Source organism: Candidatus Pseudomonas auctus, from assembly GCF_048654275.1.
In the GTDB taxonomy this organism is placed as follows: domain Bacteria; phylum Pseudomonadota; class Gammaproteobacteria; order Pseudomonadales; family Pseudomonadaceae; genus Aquipseudomonas; species Aquipseudomonas pharyngis.
Window position 1 is genome coordinate 86,987 of sequence record NZ_JBJYZK010000009.1, and the last position, 13,943, is coordinate 100,929.

Below are 13,943 nucleotides of genomic sequence, written 5' to 3' on the forward strand. Positions count from 1 at the left end.
GCCTAACGCTTTTTTGGCCAGACAGGTACTTCGCGGCGTGCGCCGGTAGCCAGTGCCGGCGCCGGCATTTCACCCCACTGCCCCTGCCCTTCGCTTGGATCAGTCTGGGAGCCGGACGGTGATTGCGCCGGTGGCTGCGCACTGGATGAGGACTGTTCGCGACGACGATGACGCAATGCGAACTCAGCCACCGCATCGATATCCTGTTCGGCGATGGCGTCCGCACCGCGCCACGCCGCATGCGCCCGCGCGGCACGCAGCCAGACCAGATCGGCGCGCAAACCGTCGACGCCCGCCGCGAAGCAGCGCTCGGTGATCTGGGCCAGCGCCGCGTCATCCAGCGGGATGCCCGGTAAAACCTTGCGGGCGTTCTCGCAGCGCTGACGCAGAGCTTGCTGCTCAACCTCCCACTGCGCACAGAACGCCTGCGGATCGCTGTCGAAATCCAGTCGACGACGAATGATCTGACCGCGCTCGGCCGGCGCCGTGTGACCGCTCAGGGCGACGTTCAAACCAAAGCGATCCAGCAATTGCGGACGCAATTCACCCTCTTCCGGGTTCATCGTGCCGATCAAAACGAACTTCGCCGAATGCCGATGGGAAATCCCGTCACGCTCGATCAGGTTGGTGCCGCTGGCGGCCACATCAAGCAGCAAGTCCACCAGATGATCCGGCAGCAGATTCACTTCATCGACGTACAACACGCCGCCGTCAGCCTTCGCCAGAACGCCGGGAGAAAACTGCGCACGACCGTCGCTCAACGCCGCGTCCAGATCCAGCGTGCCGACCAGTCGCTCTTCGGTGGCGCCCAACGGCAAGGTGACGAACTGACCGCTGGCCAGCAGATCCGCCAGACCCCGGGCCAGTGTCGACTTGGCCATGCCGCGCGGGCCTTCAATCAGCACGCCGCCGATCTTCGGGTCGATGGCCGTCAGGTACAGCGCCAGTTTCAGATCATCGGCGCCGACCACGGCGGAGAGCGGGAAATGCGGGGTGTCGGTCATGTTCAGTCTCAGCTCTCTTCTTCTATGTCCAGCAGCAGGCTTTCCAGCGCCTCTTTGTAGGCGCCCGGTGCCTGCCACATCCCGCGCTGCTGCGCTTCGAGCATGCGTTCGGTCATGTCGCGCAGCGCATGGGGATTATGCTCGCGCACAAACTCGCGGGTCGCCGGGTCCAGCAGATACGCATCGGCCAGCAAGGCGTACTGATGGTCGTCGATCAGTTGCGTGGTGGCATCGAAGGCAAACAGGTTGTCGACCGTCGCCGCCAGTTCGAACGCGCCTTTATAGCCGTGGCGCTTGACCCCGTCGATCCATTTCGGGTTCGCCGCCCGGGAGCGGATGACCCGGTTCAGTTCCTCTTTCAAGGTGCGGACTTTCGGCAGGTCCGGCTGACTGTGATCGCCGTGATAACTGGCTGCCGCTTCACCGCGCAGGCTTTCCACGGCGGCGAGCATGCCGCCCTGGAACTGGTAATAGTCGTTGGAATCGAGCAGGTCATGCTCGCGATTGTCCTGGTTTTGCAGCACGGCCTGCACCTGGCTCAGGCGCTGGACGAATTGCTCGCGGGCGGCGGTGCCCTCATCGGAGCCACCGTAAGCATAGGCGCCCCAATTCAAGTAAACCTCGGCCAGATCTTCTCGGGTTTGCCACAGACGACCGTCGATGGCGCCCTGCACACCCGCGCCATAAGCGCCGGGTTTGGCACCGAAGATCCGCCAGCCGGCCTGACGTCGGGCAGCCTCGTCATCCAGCCCCGACTGACGCAACGCCTCACGTTCAGCACGTACCTTGGCGGCCAACGGGTTGAGGTCATCCGGCTCGTCCAGTTCCGCCACGGCTTGTACGGCGGCGTCGAACAGGCGAATCAGGTTGGCGAACGCGTCGCGGAAGAATCCTGAGACCCGCAGCGTGACATCGACCCGAGGCCGGTCGAGCAGGCTCAGCGGCAGAATCTCGAAATCATCGACCCGCTGACTGCCGGTGGCCCACACCGGACGCACGCCCATCAGCGCCATGGCCTGGGCAATGTCATCGCCGCCGGTACGCATGGTCGCGGTGCCCCACACCGACAGGCCGAGCTGACGCAGGTGATCGCCGTGGTCCTGCAGGTGTCGCTCGAGAATCAGGGTCGCGGACTGGAAGCCGATTCGCCAGGCCGTGGTGGTCGGCAGGTTACGCACGTCCACGGAGTAGAAATTGCGCCCGGTGGGCAGCACATCGAGGCGGCCGCGACTGGGTGCGCCGCTCGGGCCGGCGGGGACGAAGCGGCCGCTCAACGCGTCGAGCAAGCCGCGCATTTCGGCCGGGCCGCAGGCATCGAGGCGTGGGGCGATCACTTCGCGGAGGTTGTCGAGGATTGCACCGACTTCAACCCAGCGCGGCTCGCTCCCACAGGGGGATGGCAGTGACTGGGAGATCAGTTGGGTGGCGAACAGCTCCAGACGTTCGCGAGTATCCCCCGCCGTGCGCCAGACTTCATCGCTCAGCAATTGCAGTTCCATTGGGCGCGGGCCGGTCCAGGAATCAGCCAGTGCACAATCCAGCGGATCGAACCCCAACTGAAACGCCTTGGCCAGCGCACGCAACAGACTCGACTGTGCCCCTTTGCCATCGCCACGCGGAATCCGCAGCAACGCGAGCAAAGTATCGATACGCAAACGTCCGGTCGGCGACTCTCCAAAGATGTGCAGACCATCGCGGATCTGCGATTCCTTCAGATCACACAGATAGGTATCCAGACGCGGCAGCCATATCGCCGCATCGGCATCGCTGTCGAGGGCTTCATCGAGTTGCAGCTCGCGATCGATCTGCGTGTCACGCACCAGTTGCAGAATGTCGCGCTGCAATTCACGGGCGCGGCGCGGGTCGAGTAACTGAGCTTCGTAATATTCGTCGGCGAGCAATTCGAGATTACGCAACGGGCCATAGGTTTCGGCGCGAGTCAGCGGCGGCATCAGGTGGTCGATGATCACCGCCTGAGTGCGACGTTTGGCTTGGGCGCCCTCGCCCGGATCGTTGACGATAAACGGATAGATGTTCGGCAGCGGCCCCAGCAGCGCGTCCGGCCAGCAGTTCTCCGACAGGCCCACACCTTTGCCGGGCAGCCATTCGAGGTTGCCGTGCTTGCCGACGTGGATCACGCCATGGGCGCCGTAGGTCTGGCGCAGCCAGAAATAGAACGCGAGGTACGCGTGCGGCGGCACCAGATCCGGGTCGTGATACACCGCGCTCGGATCGACCTGATAACCCCGCGCCGGCTGAATGCCGACGAAAGTCAGGCCAAAACGCAGGCCGGCGATCATCATCCGCCCGTCCCGGCACATCGGATCATTTTGCGGCGAGCCCCAGCGCTCCAGCACCGCCGTGCGGTTGGCTTCGGGCAGCGCGTTGAACATCGACAGGTAATCATTCATCGCCAGGCTTTGCTGGCATGGGCGCTGATCGAGGGTGTCGAGATCATTGCTGACACCACCCAGCAGTTGCCGGATCAGTTCGGTGCCGCTGTCCGGCAGTTCGGCGGGCAGCGGATAACCTTGGGCCTGCAATGCCCGCAGGATATTCAGCGCAGCGGCCGGCGTGTCGAGGCCCACGCCGTTGCCGATGCGCCCGTCCCGGGTCGGGTAATTGGCGAGGATCAGCGCGATGCGCTTTTCAGCGTTCGGCACCCGCGCCAGATCGACCCAGCGGCGCGCCAGTTCGGCGACGAAATCCATGCGTTCAGGCTGCGCCCGATAACACACCACGTCGGACTGACTGCGCTCGCTGCGCCAGGCCAGATCCTTGAAGCTGATCGGCCGACTGATGATCCGCCCGTCCAGCTCCGGCAATGCGATGTGCATCGCCAGATCCCGCGGACCGAGGCCCTGCTCGCTGTCGCGCCAACCGGGTTCGTTGTCCTGGGCGCAGATCGCCTGAATCACCGGAATGTTGCGGCGGAATGGCCGCAGATGCGGCGCTTCCGGGCTGGACTGGGCGAAACCGGTGGTGTTCAAAATCACCGAGGCCTCGACTTCATCCAGCCAGTCCTCGACCACCGACAGGCAGCCAGGCTCTTTCAAACTGGCCACGGCAACCGGCAGCGGATTGAATCCGGCCGCCTGAAGCCGTTGGCAGAATACGTCGATGAACGTCGTGTTCGCCGCTTGCAAATGCGAGCGATAAAACAACACCGCCGCCACCGGTTGACCGGGCAGCCAATCGGCTTGCCAGTCACTCAGTGCGGCGGTGTTTTTGTTCGGGTGATAAATCGCCGTGCGCGGCAGCGTTTGCGGCTCGCCCCACATGTAATCCCGCGCCAGCCAGCGACTGGCCAGGCAACGGAAAAAGTCCAGCGCATTGTCCATGCCGCCCTGACGCAGAAACTGCCAGAGCCGGTCGCGATCCTCGGCGCCCACGGTGCTCAGGTCGCTGAGTTCCGGGTCGGGCCGGTCATCGCCCGGCACCAGAATCACCTGCACGCCACGCTCGGACAACTCGACCAGCCGCTCGACGCCATAACGCCAATAGGCGATGCCGCCGTGCAGCGAGATCAGAATCACCTTAGCGTGGCGCAGCACCTCATCGACGTAGAGGTCGACCGACGCATGGTTCTGCACCTGCATCGGGTTGGCCAGGCGCACGCTCGGGTAATCCTCGGGCAGTTGCTGCGCGGCTTCGGCGAGCAGCGCCAGGCTGGAATCGCCGCTGCACAGGATCACCAGCTCGGCGGGGGTTTGTCCGAGGTCGGCAATGTTGTCGTCCGACACGAAACCGCCGGGCTGGGTCCTGAGCAGGTGCATGGCTTAAACGCTGAGCGCGGCGCGCAGTTGCGCTTCGAGTTGAGCGGCATCCAGTTCCTGACCGATCAACACCAGACGCGTCACGCGCGCCTCATCGGCGCCCCATTGACGGTCGAAGTGCTTGTCGAAACGCGTGCCCACGCCCTGGATCAGCAGGCGCATCGGCTTGTTCGGGATCGCCGCGAAACCTTTGACCCGCAGGATGCCGTGTTGAACCACCAGTTGCGTCAATGCGTCGAGCAGCAGGCTTTCGTCAGCTTGCGGCAGCTCGATGGAAATCGAGTCGAATGCGTCGTGATCGTGGTCATCGTGATCGTCATCGCCTTCACCGTGGTGGTGATCGTGATGGCTGTGGCGGCTGTCGATGTGTTCTTCGGAACCGGTGCCGAGGCCGATCAACACGTCCAGCGGCAGACGACCATTGCTGGCTTCGATGATTTTCACGGCCGGCGGCAGTTCTTCGGCGACTTCCAGACGGACGCGCGCGAGGTCTTCAGGGCTGGTCTGGTCGGCCTTGTTGAGGATCACCAGGTCGGCGCTGGCCAGTTGGTCGGCGAACAGCTCGTGCAGCGGCGATTCGTGGTCCAGGTTCGGATCGAGTTTGCGCTGGGCGTCGACCTGATCCGGGAACGCGGCGAAGGTGCCAGCGGCCACGGCCGGGCTGTCGACCACGGTGATCACCGCGTCAACGGTGCAGGCGCTGCGGATTTCCGGCCATTGGAAGGCTTGTACCAGCGGTTTTGGCAGGGCCAGGCCCGAGGTTTCGATCAGGATGTGGTCAAGGTCGCCGCGACGCGCGACCAGTTCGCGCATCACCGGGAAGAATTCTTCCTGCACCGTGCAGCAAAGGCACCCGTTGGCCAGTTCGTAGACGCGGCCGGTGGCTTCTTCTTCGGTGCAGCCGATGGTGCATTGTTTGAGGATTTCACCGTCGATACCCAGCTCGCCGAACTCGTTGACGATCACCGCGATGCGGCGGCCCTGGGCGTTGTCGAGCATGTGCCGCAGCAAGGTGGTTTTGCCCGAGCCGAGGAAGCCAGTGACGATGGTGACGGGGAGTTTGGCCAGTGTTTTCATCGGATGCCCTTTGGCAAGGTGGCGGGCATACGGGACGAGACCGGTAACGCGAGTGCGTGCCTGGAGAGTTCGCCACCGGATCACCCCGCCCGGTTGAAAGTGAGAATCTGTGACGAGGCAGGTCTCCTGGCTGACGGTGTTCGGGCCTTGGCCCGGTATTCGCTGCGCCTTCCCGCTGGCTCTGGATGGAGTTGGCAGTGGCGTGGCAGCGAACAGCACCGTTCACAGTTGCGGGGGCAGCCGCGGCTTGGACCGCGTTCCCTTCTTAGCTTCGGCGTGGGCCGAAGAACCTCGAAAGCGCAAGGCTACGCATGGGTTCGTGATGGGTCAATGGGAGGTTGGTTTTGGGGGCATATCCGTTGCTGCGGTTATGGCCACCTAGGGTTCCGCCCTTACGGCGGGTCACTTTTTCCAAACGCCGAAAAAGTAACCAAAAAGGCTGAGCCCCGGCGTACGGCACTTCGCCTAGGCTCAGTGTTCCCTCGCTACGGTGTCCACCAGGGGGCATCGCCTACGGTTTGCTTCGCTGCACCTCCTCTCGATGTATGCGGCTTCGCCGCACGGCGCTACGCGCCTACCCCCTGATGGACACCTTCGCTCGGCCTGCCGAAGGGGCTAAAGATCAAAAGCTAGAGCCAGAGCCAGAGCTAGAGCAAAGGCCAGATCAAGAGCCCCCTCACCCTAGCCCTCTCCCGGAGGGAGAGGGAACTGATCGGGGTGTTTGGAAGAGATACGCCGACGTGCGATACCGCGTTGAACTCAGGCTTTGAAAAGCACAAAAATCGGCCCCCTCTCCCTCTGGGAGAGGGTTGGGGTGAGGGCCCGCCCCACCACAAAACCAAAGCCAAACACCCCAAGCGCCCCACCACAAAACCAAAGCCAAACACCCCAAGCTCCCCACCACTCAAAACGATGAGCGTTAGCTCGAGTACCGCTTTTGATCGCAGGGCCCGTCGGCAGGCTGAGTGGAGGGATTGATCCGGGGGTGGGAGCGCAGCGACCGTTTGGCGAAGCCAAACACATCGAGAGGAGGTGCAGCGAAGCAAACCGTAGGCGATGCCCCCGGATCAATCCCGGAGCGAAGGAACCCCGAGCCTAAGCGAGGGGCCGTACGTCAGGGTTAGAGACCTTTTGGTTACTTTTGGGGCGTTTGCCAAAAGTGACCCGCCGTAAGGGCGGAACCCTAAGCAGCCATAACCGCAGCAACGGATCTGCCCCCAATCCCAATCCCAATCCCAATTGACTCAAATCCCCCGCCCATGCTCTCCTACACAACTTGTTACGGGTGCCCCTCACAGGGTGAAACGGGAAACCGGTGAATCATGTGCTTTACTCTAAAGCCATGTCAGTCCGGTGCTGCCCCCGCAACGGTAAACGAGCGAAGCGTCAGATCCACTGTGCCCACGGGCATGGGAAGGTGACGCTTGCAGGTCGGCAGACAGCCACCCCTCGTGAGCCCGGAGACCGGCCCGCAACACACAGTGCGCGATATCGCCACTGAACCTGACAAACCCGCGGTGGGCGGGCGCTGTTCGAACCTCTGCGTGCGCGGCCGCAGGGGTTTTCATGCGCTCTATTCACCCGCTGACACTCCAGAGGGAAGCGCCATGTCGATCATCAGCAGCACCGGCAGCAATTCGGACAAGATCTCCAGCACCACCACCCTGAGCCAACGCCTGACCGCCGCCGTCTGCGCGTCGATCCTCGGTGCGTGCCTGGTGTATTTCGCCGGTTTCTCGCACATCGAAGCGGTGCACAACGCTGCTCACGATACCCGCCACAGCGCTGCGTTTCCGTGCCACTGAGACCTGACGACATGATCAAGCGTATTGCGCAGACCGCAGGTTTCACCGGCCTTCTGGCTGCCCTGCTCCTGACCTTGCTGCAAAGCTTCTGGGTATCACCGCTGATTCTGCAGGCCGAAACCTTCGAGAAAGCCGAACCGGTTGCCGAAGTTCACGAACACGCTGCCGGCACCGCCGCCCACACCCACGATGCCGAAGCCTGGGAGCCGGAAGACGGCTGGCAGCGCGTGGTGTCCACCACCGGTGGCAATCTGGTGGTTGCCGTGGGTTTTGCCCTGATGCTCGCGGGCCTGTATACCCTGCGTGCGCCGACCAAAACCTCGCAAGGCCTGCTCTGGGGCCTGGCCGGTTATGCGACTTTCGTGCTTGCACCGACCCTGGGCCTGCCACCTGAGCTGCCGGGCACCGCCGCCGCGGATCTGGCCTCGCGTCAGATGTGGTGGATCGGCACCGCCGCTTCCACCGCTGTCGGTCTGGCCCTGATTGCGTTCAGCCGTCACTGGCTGATGAAGATCCTCGGCGTGGCGATCCTTGCCGTGCCGCACGTGATCGGCGCGCCGCAACCGGAAGTGCACTCGATGCTCGCCCCGGAAGCCCTCGAAGCTCAGTTCAAAATCGCTTCGCAGTTGACCAACGTCGCGTTCTGGTTGGCCCTGGGCCTGATCAGCGCGTGGTTGTTCCGCCGCAAAAGCGAAGGTCAGTACCAGGCATGACCGATGACAGCGCAGCGCCGACCTTCGTGGTCGGCCTGGGCTGCCAGCGCGGCTGCCCGGCCAGCACGCTGCGCGCCTTGCTTGATCAGGCATTACAGGCACATCGAATTGATCTGGAGAAGGTCAAGGCGCTGGCCAGCATCGACCTCAAGCGCGACGAACCTGGCCTGCAGGAACTCGCCGCCCAACTGGCGCTGCCGTTGCTGTATTTCAGCAGCGAAGAACTGGCCAGTTATCAGCAACGACTGAGCCATCATTCACAGATTGCCTTCGAACGCACCGGTTGCTACGGCGTAGCGGAAAGTGCCGCGCTGGCGCTCGCCGAACAGTTGATAAGCGGCCCGGCAAAACTGCTGATACCCCGGCAAAAATACGCCCAGGCAACTCTGGCGTTGGCCGGCGCGGCGTAAATTCCCGATAATCCATGCTTTCGATCATGAGCATTCTTCATCTGAAGCGCTTGTGAAGCACCGCCCTGCCCCTTTTTTACAGGATCCAACGATGACCGTTTACTTCATCGGCGCCGGCCCCGGCGACCCGGAATTGATCACTGTCAAAGGCCAGCGGCTGATCCGCAGTTGCCCGGTGATCATCTACGCAGGTTCGCTGGTGCCGACGGCGGTGCTGGAAGGTCATTGCGCGGAAACCGTGGTCAACAGCGCCGAACTGCACCTGGAACAGATCATCGACCTGATCAAGACCGCCCATGCCAAGGGCCAGGACGTGGCGCGGGTGCATTCGGGCGATCCGAGCCTGTATGGCGCGATTGGCGAGCAGATTCGTTATTTGCGCGAGCTGGATATTCCGTTCCAGATCATTCCCGGCGTAACCGCCACCGCCGCGTGCGCCGCGCTGTTGGGCGCTGAACTGACCCTGCCGGATATCTCGCAAAGCGTGATTTTGACCCGATATGCGGACAAGACTGCGATGCCGGTTGGCGAAGAGCTCGGCAATCTGGCGCAGCACGGAGCGACCATGGCGATTCATCTGGGGGTCAATCATCTGGAGAAAATCCTGGCTGAGCTGCTGCCGCATTACGGCGCGGATTGCCCGATTGCGGTGATTCACCGGGCGACGTGGCCGGATCAGGACTGGGCGGTCGGGACGCTGGAGGATATTGCCGCGAAGGTTGCCGCCAAGGGGTTTCGGCGTACGGCGTTGATTCTGGTTGGGCGGGTGTTGGGTAGCGATCACTTTAGCGAGTCGTCGCTGTATCGCGCGGGGCATGCACATCTTTACCGCCCATGACGGCCCCATCGCGAGCAGGCTCGCTCCCACAATAGACCGCATTTCCCTGTGGGAGCGAGCCTGCTCGCGATTTGGGACGCTGAATTTCTGGCATAAAAAAACGGCGCTCACGGGGCGCCGTTTTTTCATGCCGCAGCGAACACCTTAGTAGTAGGCGTTTTCTTTCTGCGTGTGGTCGGTCACGTCGCGAACGCCCTTGAGCTCCGGAATGCGCTCGAGCAAGGTGCGCTCGATGCCTTCCTTCAGGGTCACATCCGCCTGGCCGCAGCCCTGGCAACCGCCGCCGAACTGCAACACGGCAATGCCGTCTTCAACCACATCGATCAGGCTGACCTGACCGCCGTGGCTGGCCAGCCCCGGGTTGATTTCGGTTTGCAGGTAATAGTTGATGCGCTCGTTGATCGGGCTGTCGGCGTTGACCATCGGGACTTTGGCGTTTGGCGCCTTGATGGTCAGCTGGCCGCCCATGCGGTCGGTGGCGTAGTCGACGACGGCATCATCGAGGAACGCTTCGCTGAACGAGTCGATGTAAGCGGTGAAGCTTTTCAGCCCAAGCGCCGTATCTTCAGGTTTCTCTTCGCCCGGCTTGCAGTAGGCAATGCAGGTTTCGGCGTACTGGGTGCCAGGCTGGGTGATGAAAACGCGGATGCCGATGCCCGGGGTGTTCTGCTTGGAGAGCAGATCGGCCAGGTAATCATGGGCGGCGTCGGTAATGGTAATAGCGGTCATGGAAACTCCTCGCAGGCTTGGGGCGGAGTTTACGCCAATCGGCGCGCGGCACAAAGTCCTAGTATTTACGTAGGAATAGTTCGCAAATCGGCTAAGCGCCACGTTCGCCGTCAATCCGTGCTTTAAGCCACTGATAACTGCGCTTTTCCACCCATTCGTAGCTCAGCCAAGAACCGATAACGATGGCCAGCGCACAGACAACAAACATCAAATACGGGTTGATCCCATAGCGTCGGGCCAGATAACCGCCAGCCGACAGCACCAGCACATGCATCAGATACACCGAGTACGAACAGTCGCCCAGCAGCTTGAGCAGCCTGTTGCGCTCGACATGGCGTTCCAGCGCCAAACTGGCCATGACCAGCACCGCACTGGGCACGCCCCAATTCAGCAACCGGGGATCGGGCGGCAAGTAATAGATCGCCAGCAACGCCGCCCCGATCCCCAGCAACGGCAGCCAGAGCGCCGGTCCGATCCAGCCGCGGCGATAGAACATGCCGATACTGATCCCGAGCAGGAACTCATAAACGATGTCCGAGCGATAAAACTCGCTGACCCAGCCAAATCCGGTCCAGGCCTGGCACACCGCAAACAGCAGCGCCGCGACCACCAGCAAGCGCACCTGCAACCGAAACAACAGCGCCCAGGCGAACAACACGTAAAACAGCATCTCGTAATTCAGTGTCCAGCCGACATTCAGGGTCGGGTAGATCCCGTAGCCGCCGGGGTTTTCGGTCGGGATAAACAGCAACGACAGCAGCAAATGACTCCAGTCCACCGTCTGATCCGGCAGCAACGGCCGGGCGAATACCACCAACAAAGCCATCAGCACGGTGTAGAGCCAATACGCCGGGACAATCCGGAAAAGTCGATACAGCAGAAACCGCGCGGGCGGCAGCGCCTTGCCTTCGCTGGACAGGAAAATCACCAGCCCGCTGATCACGAAAAAGATATCGACGCCCACGGCGCCCTTGTCGATGAACAGCTGACCTATCGGCCCCCGCGCCTCGAAGTCGAAGAAAATCTGCATGAAGTGATGGCAGACCACCGCCCACGCGGCGAGCGCTCGCAGGGCCTGCACTGAAATCAACATCGATGGCGCTCCCGATCCCGTACTTCACAGGATTGGGACAACCGCCATCGCTCAAACGATCAAAGATTCTCGTACCGGTTCATGTCCAGCACGCCCTCTTCCACCGGCTCGGTTTCGTGGATGTACTGGCTCAAATCGTGGAAATAGAACCAGAACTGCGGATGACTGCGGCGAATCCCCCAGCGCTCGACGACTTTCTCGAACTGCGCCGCGTCCTTTGCCCCTTCCATCGCATCGACAAACGCCGGCACCTGGTCTGCCGGAACGTTGAACATGAAATTCGGGTAGCTGCTGAGCACGCCCGGGTAGATCGTCAGCGTGTCCAGCCCCGGCTGATAGCGCAGCGATTCGCCGAGCAGGAACGCCACGTTGCTGTGGGCGCGGTTGCGCAGCAGGCTGTAGACCTCGCGCTTGCCGCTGCGGGTTTCAACCCGGAGCATGGTGGCTTCCGGCAATTGATCGATCACTTTCAGGCCCGCCGCCGGGCGCGAAGTCAGGCGGCTCAGCGCCTGTTCGGCGTTTTGCAGCGCCGGGTCGATGTTCGGGCGCGAGCAGTAGGCGTCTTCGCAACGGTTGATCGGATCCGGACGCGCGTTGAGATCGCCGTAGCGCGCCAGCAATTGCATGGCGAAATCGCGTTTCGGGTCCTTCTCGTCGAGTTTCAGCGCGGTCGGCTTGTCATCGTCTATGGCTTCGTAATCGAGCCACATCTTGAACTGGCCGCTGCTCTGGTACCAATCGTCGAGGTAGCCTTCGCGGGAATCAGCAGGCATCAGGCGCAGGAAGTTCTGTTCGGCGCCGTTGCGGATCAGGTCGAAATACAAGCGCGTTTGCGCCTGATGGGAGACGTTGCCGAACACATCGAAATTCACTGCCAACTGATAATAGGTGCGCTCCAGCAGCGGATAGTCGAACAGCCACATAGTCTGCGGCACTTCGCCGATCAGGCCTTTGGTCACCGAAGCGCTGTCGAAGTGGCGGAAGATGCTGAGCAAGGCGTTGTCGTTGCCGGCCCACAGGGTCGACCAGCTCGGCGCCGGCAGATCCGCATAGCTGTCACGGCGCAGGGCTTCGTATTGGTTTCGCTTGTTGCGGTAGTTGTGCCACAGGCTCAGGACACTGCCGACATCGTCGTTCTGCCCCGGCATGGCCAGCAACGGCGTGGCCTGGCCGCGATAGTTCGGGTCGGTGATGTACAGGTCGTGTTCCGGGGCCTGGAACAGCGCCCAGAAGTTGTCGCGGATCACGTCGGTTGCGATCTGCCCACGGCACACCGGGCCACGAATGAAGGTGCGCACGAAGTATTCGGCATTATCGAGCATGAACTGATAACGCGCCTGCGCCGGAATCGCCTCGAAAGTCGCAAAAGGGTTGGCCCGGCTCTGCGGCCCGTAGCCCGGCAAGGCATTGACCTGCCAGTTGCCGTTGTAGAACAGGCTTTTGACCCGCGCCATCTTCGCCGCGCTCAGCGGATAAGTGATGTGGGTCTTGTGCACGATCACACCCTGCACCGGCCACAGGCGGTAATACACCTGAGTGCCCGGATCGTCATTTGGGCGACGGGTGGCGATCAGGTCGATCGGCTGACCGGTCGGCGTGCGCGAACGCACCCACTGGAAGTAATGCCCCGGCTCGCCATCCTTGAAATAGATGTGCGCCAGGAACCAGTGCTCGAACAGCCAGCGCCCGACCAGACTTTCCCGCGCGCCAGGCTGGTTGAGCAGATTTTCCCACTGGACGATCTGCATCGCCTCCTTGGCGCTTGGCGCCAGGCCTTGCTCATCGATCGGTGCGCCGGAAGCGAGCCAACGTTGCAGTGTCTGATATTGCTGATCGGTCAGCCCGGTCACCGCCAGCGGCATGCCCTCTTTCGGATGGGCGCCGGCATAGCCTTCGAACTCGGCGGGCATCGCGCACAGGTTTTCGCGGTTGAGACCCAGCACAATGTCTTGCGGCAGTTTGGCGTTGGGGGTCAGCGGCGTTTTGTGTCCCAGCTCCAACATGCGCGCCATCAGTGCGGCCTGGCTGCCCTGGGCGTCGAGCACCGAGTAGAAGTCTTTCTGCTGCCAGGCCCGTTTGCCGAAGGCGTCATAGAACAGCCGCGTGGTCGGCGCCGCCTGGGTGCGTTCGCCATCGTAGACCGGCATCTTGCTCGCGCCCCGCGCTGCGCCTTCACCGCTGCCCAGGTTGAGCTGACAGGCAGAGTCGTAGCACGCATGGCAGGCCACGCACTTTTCGGTGAAGATCGGCTGGATGTCTCGGGTGTAGGAAATAGAAGAAGAAATAGCGGGACTTTGCGCCGCCGCGCCAAAGCTTAAAAACAGCAATGCAATGCTGATGACGCGGTACGACATGTCCCTGACCCTGATCCTGAAGAAAAACGCCGCGATTCTACCGTTATGACGCTCGTACCAACATGAGCGATATTCATGCAAAAGCGTCACATGCTCTAAAACCGCACAGGTTTGTTATGATCCCGGCCCTTCGTCATGGTCTTT

General features: G+C 62.2%; 10 protein-coding genes and 2 riboswitches. Of the genes, 4 read left to right on the forward strand and 6 right to left on the reverse strand.

The window, feature by feature from the left end:
• Window positions 1-2: 2 nt before the first annotated feature.
• The 3 genes from ACKUG4_RS17885 to cobW are packed head-to-tail and all read right to left on the reverse strand — an operon-like array spanning window position 3 to window position 5,857.
• Window positions 3-1,004, reverse strand: coding sequence for a magnesium chelatase ATPase subunit I (locus ACKUG4_RS17885; protein WP_445434516.1), 1,002 nt, complete (start codon window positions 1,002-1,004; stop codon window positions 3-5).
• A gap of 8 nt (window positions 1,005-1,012) precedes the next feature.
• A complete protein-coding gene (gene cobN, locus ACKUG4_RS17890) occupies window positions 1,013-4,780 on the reverse strand; it encodes a cobaltochelatase subunit CobN (RefSeq protein WP_445434517.1) in 3,768 nt (1,255 codons plus the stop codon).
• Between the two features lie 3 nt (window positions 4,781-4,783).
• On the reverse strand, window positions 4,784-5,857 hold the full coding sequence (gene cobW, locus ACKUG4_RS17895; protein WP_445434518.1) for a cobalamin biosynthesis protein CobW: 1,074 nt from the start codon (window positions 5,855-5,857) through the stop codon (window positions 4,784-4,786).
• A 99-nt stretch (window positions 5,858-5,956) separates the two neighbouring features.
• Window positions 5,957-6,166: riboswitch (cobalamin riboswitch) on the reverse strand.
• A 957-nt stretch (window positions 6,167-7,123) separates the two neighbouring features.
• A riboswitch (cobalamin riboswitch) is annotated at window positions 7,124-7,344 on the forward strand.
• A 120-nt stretch (window positions 7,345-7,464) separates the two neighbouring features.
• Between cobW and ACKUG4_RS17900 the strand changes: the two genes are divergently transcribed.
• From ACKUG4_RS17900 to cobM, 4 genes are all read left to right on the forward strand, one after another.
• Entirely contained in the window at window positions 7,465-7,662 is a 198-nt protein-coding gene (locus ACKUG4_RS17900) for a CbtB domain-containing protein (protein WP_007959524.1), read from the forward strand.
• 11 nt (window positions 7,663-7,673) lie between these two features.
• Window positions 7,674-8,375 (forward strand): CbtA family protein, encoded by a 702-nt coding sequence (locus ACKUG4_RS17905; RefSeq protein WP_039768821.1) that lies wholly within the window; start codon window positions 7,674-7,676, stop codon window positions 8,373-8,375.
• Window positions 8,372-8,785, forward strand: a complete 414-nt coding sequence (locus ACKUG4_RS17910) for a cobalamin biosynthesis protein (protein WP_039768823.1) — start codon at window positions 8,372-8,374, stop codon at window positions 8,783-8,785. The genes ACKUG4_RS17905 and ACKUG4_RS17910 overlap by 4 nt, the downstream gene beginning before the upstream one ends.
• A 91-nt stretch (window positions 8,786-8,876) precedes the next feature.
• On the forward strand, window positions 8,877-9,623 hold the full coding sequence (gene cobM / locus ACKUG4_RS17915; protein ID WP_445434519.1) for a precorrin-4 C(11)-methyltransferase: 747 nt from the start codon (window positions 8,877-8,879) through the stop codon (window positions 9,621-9,623).
• Window positions 9,624-9,767: 144 nt separating this feature from the next.
• Here cobM and nfuA read toward each other — a convergent pair whose 3' ends face one another.
• The 3 genes from nfuA to ACKUG4_RS17930 all read right to left on the reverse strand — a co-directional run bounded on the left by nfuA (window position 9,768) and on the right by ACKUG4_RS17930 (window position 13,799).
• Window positions 9,768-10,352, reverse strand: a complete 585-nt coding sequence (nfuA, locus tag ACKUG4_RS17920) for a Fe-S biogenesis protein NfuA (RefSeq protein WP_007959519.1) — start codon at window positions 10,350-10,352, stop codon at window positions 9,768-9,770.
• Between the two features lie 91 nt (window positions 10,353-10,443).
• Window positions 10,444-11,445, reverse strand: a complete 1,002-nt coding sequence (locus ACKUG4_RS17925; RefSeq protein ID WP_445434520.1) for an acyltransferase family protein — start codon at window positions 11,443-11,445, stop codon at window positions 10,444-10,446.
• 59 nt (window positions 11,446-11,504) lie between these two features.
• On the reverse strand, window positions 11,505-13,799 hold the full coding sequence (locus ACKUG4_RS17930; RefSeq protein WP_445434521.1) for a fatty acid cis/trans isomerase: 2,295 nt from the start codon (window positions 13,797-13,799) through the stop codon (window positions 11,505-11,507).
• Window positions 13,800-13,943: the final 144 nt, after the last annotated feature.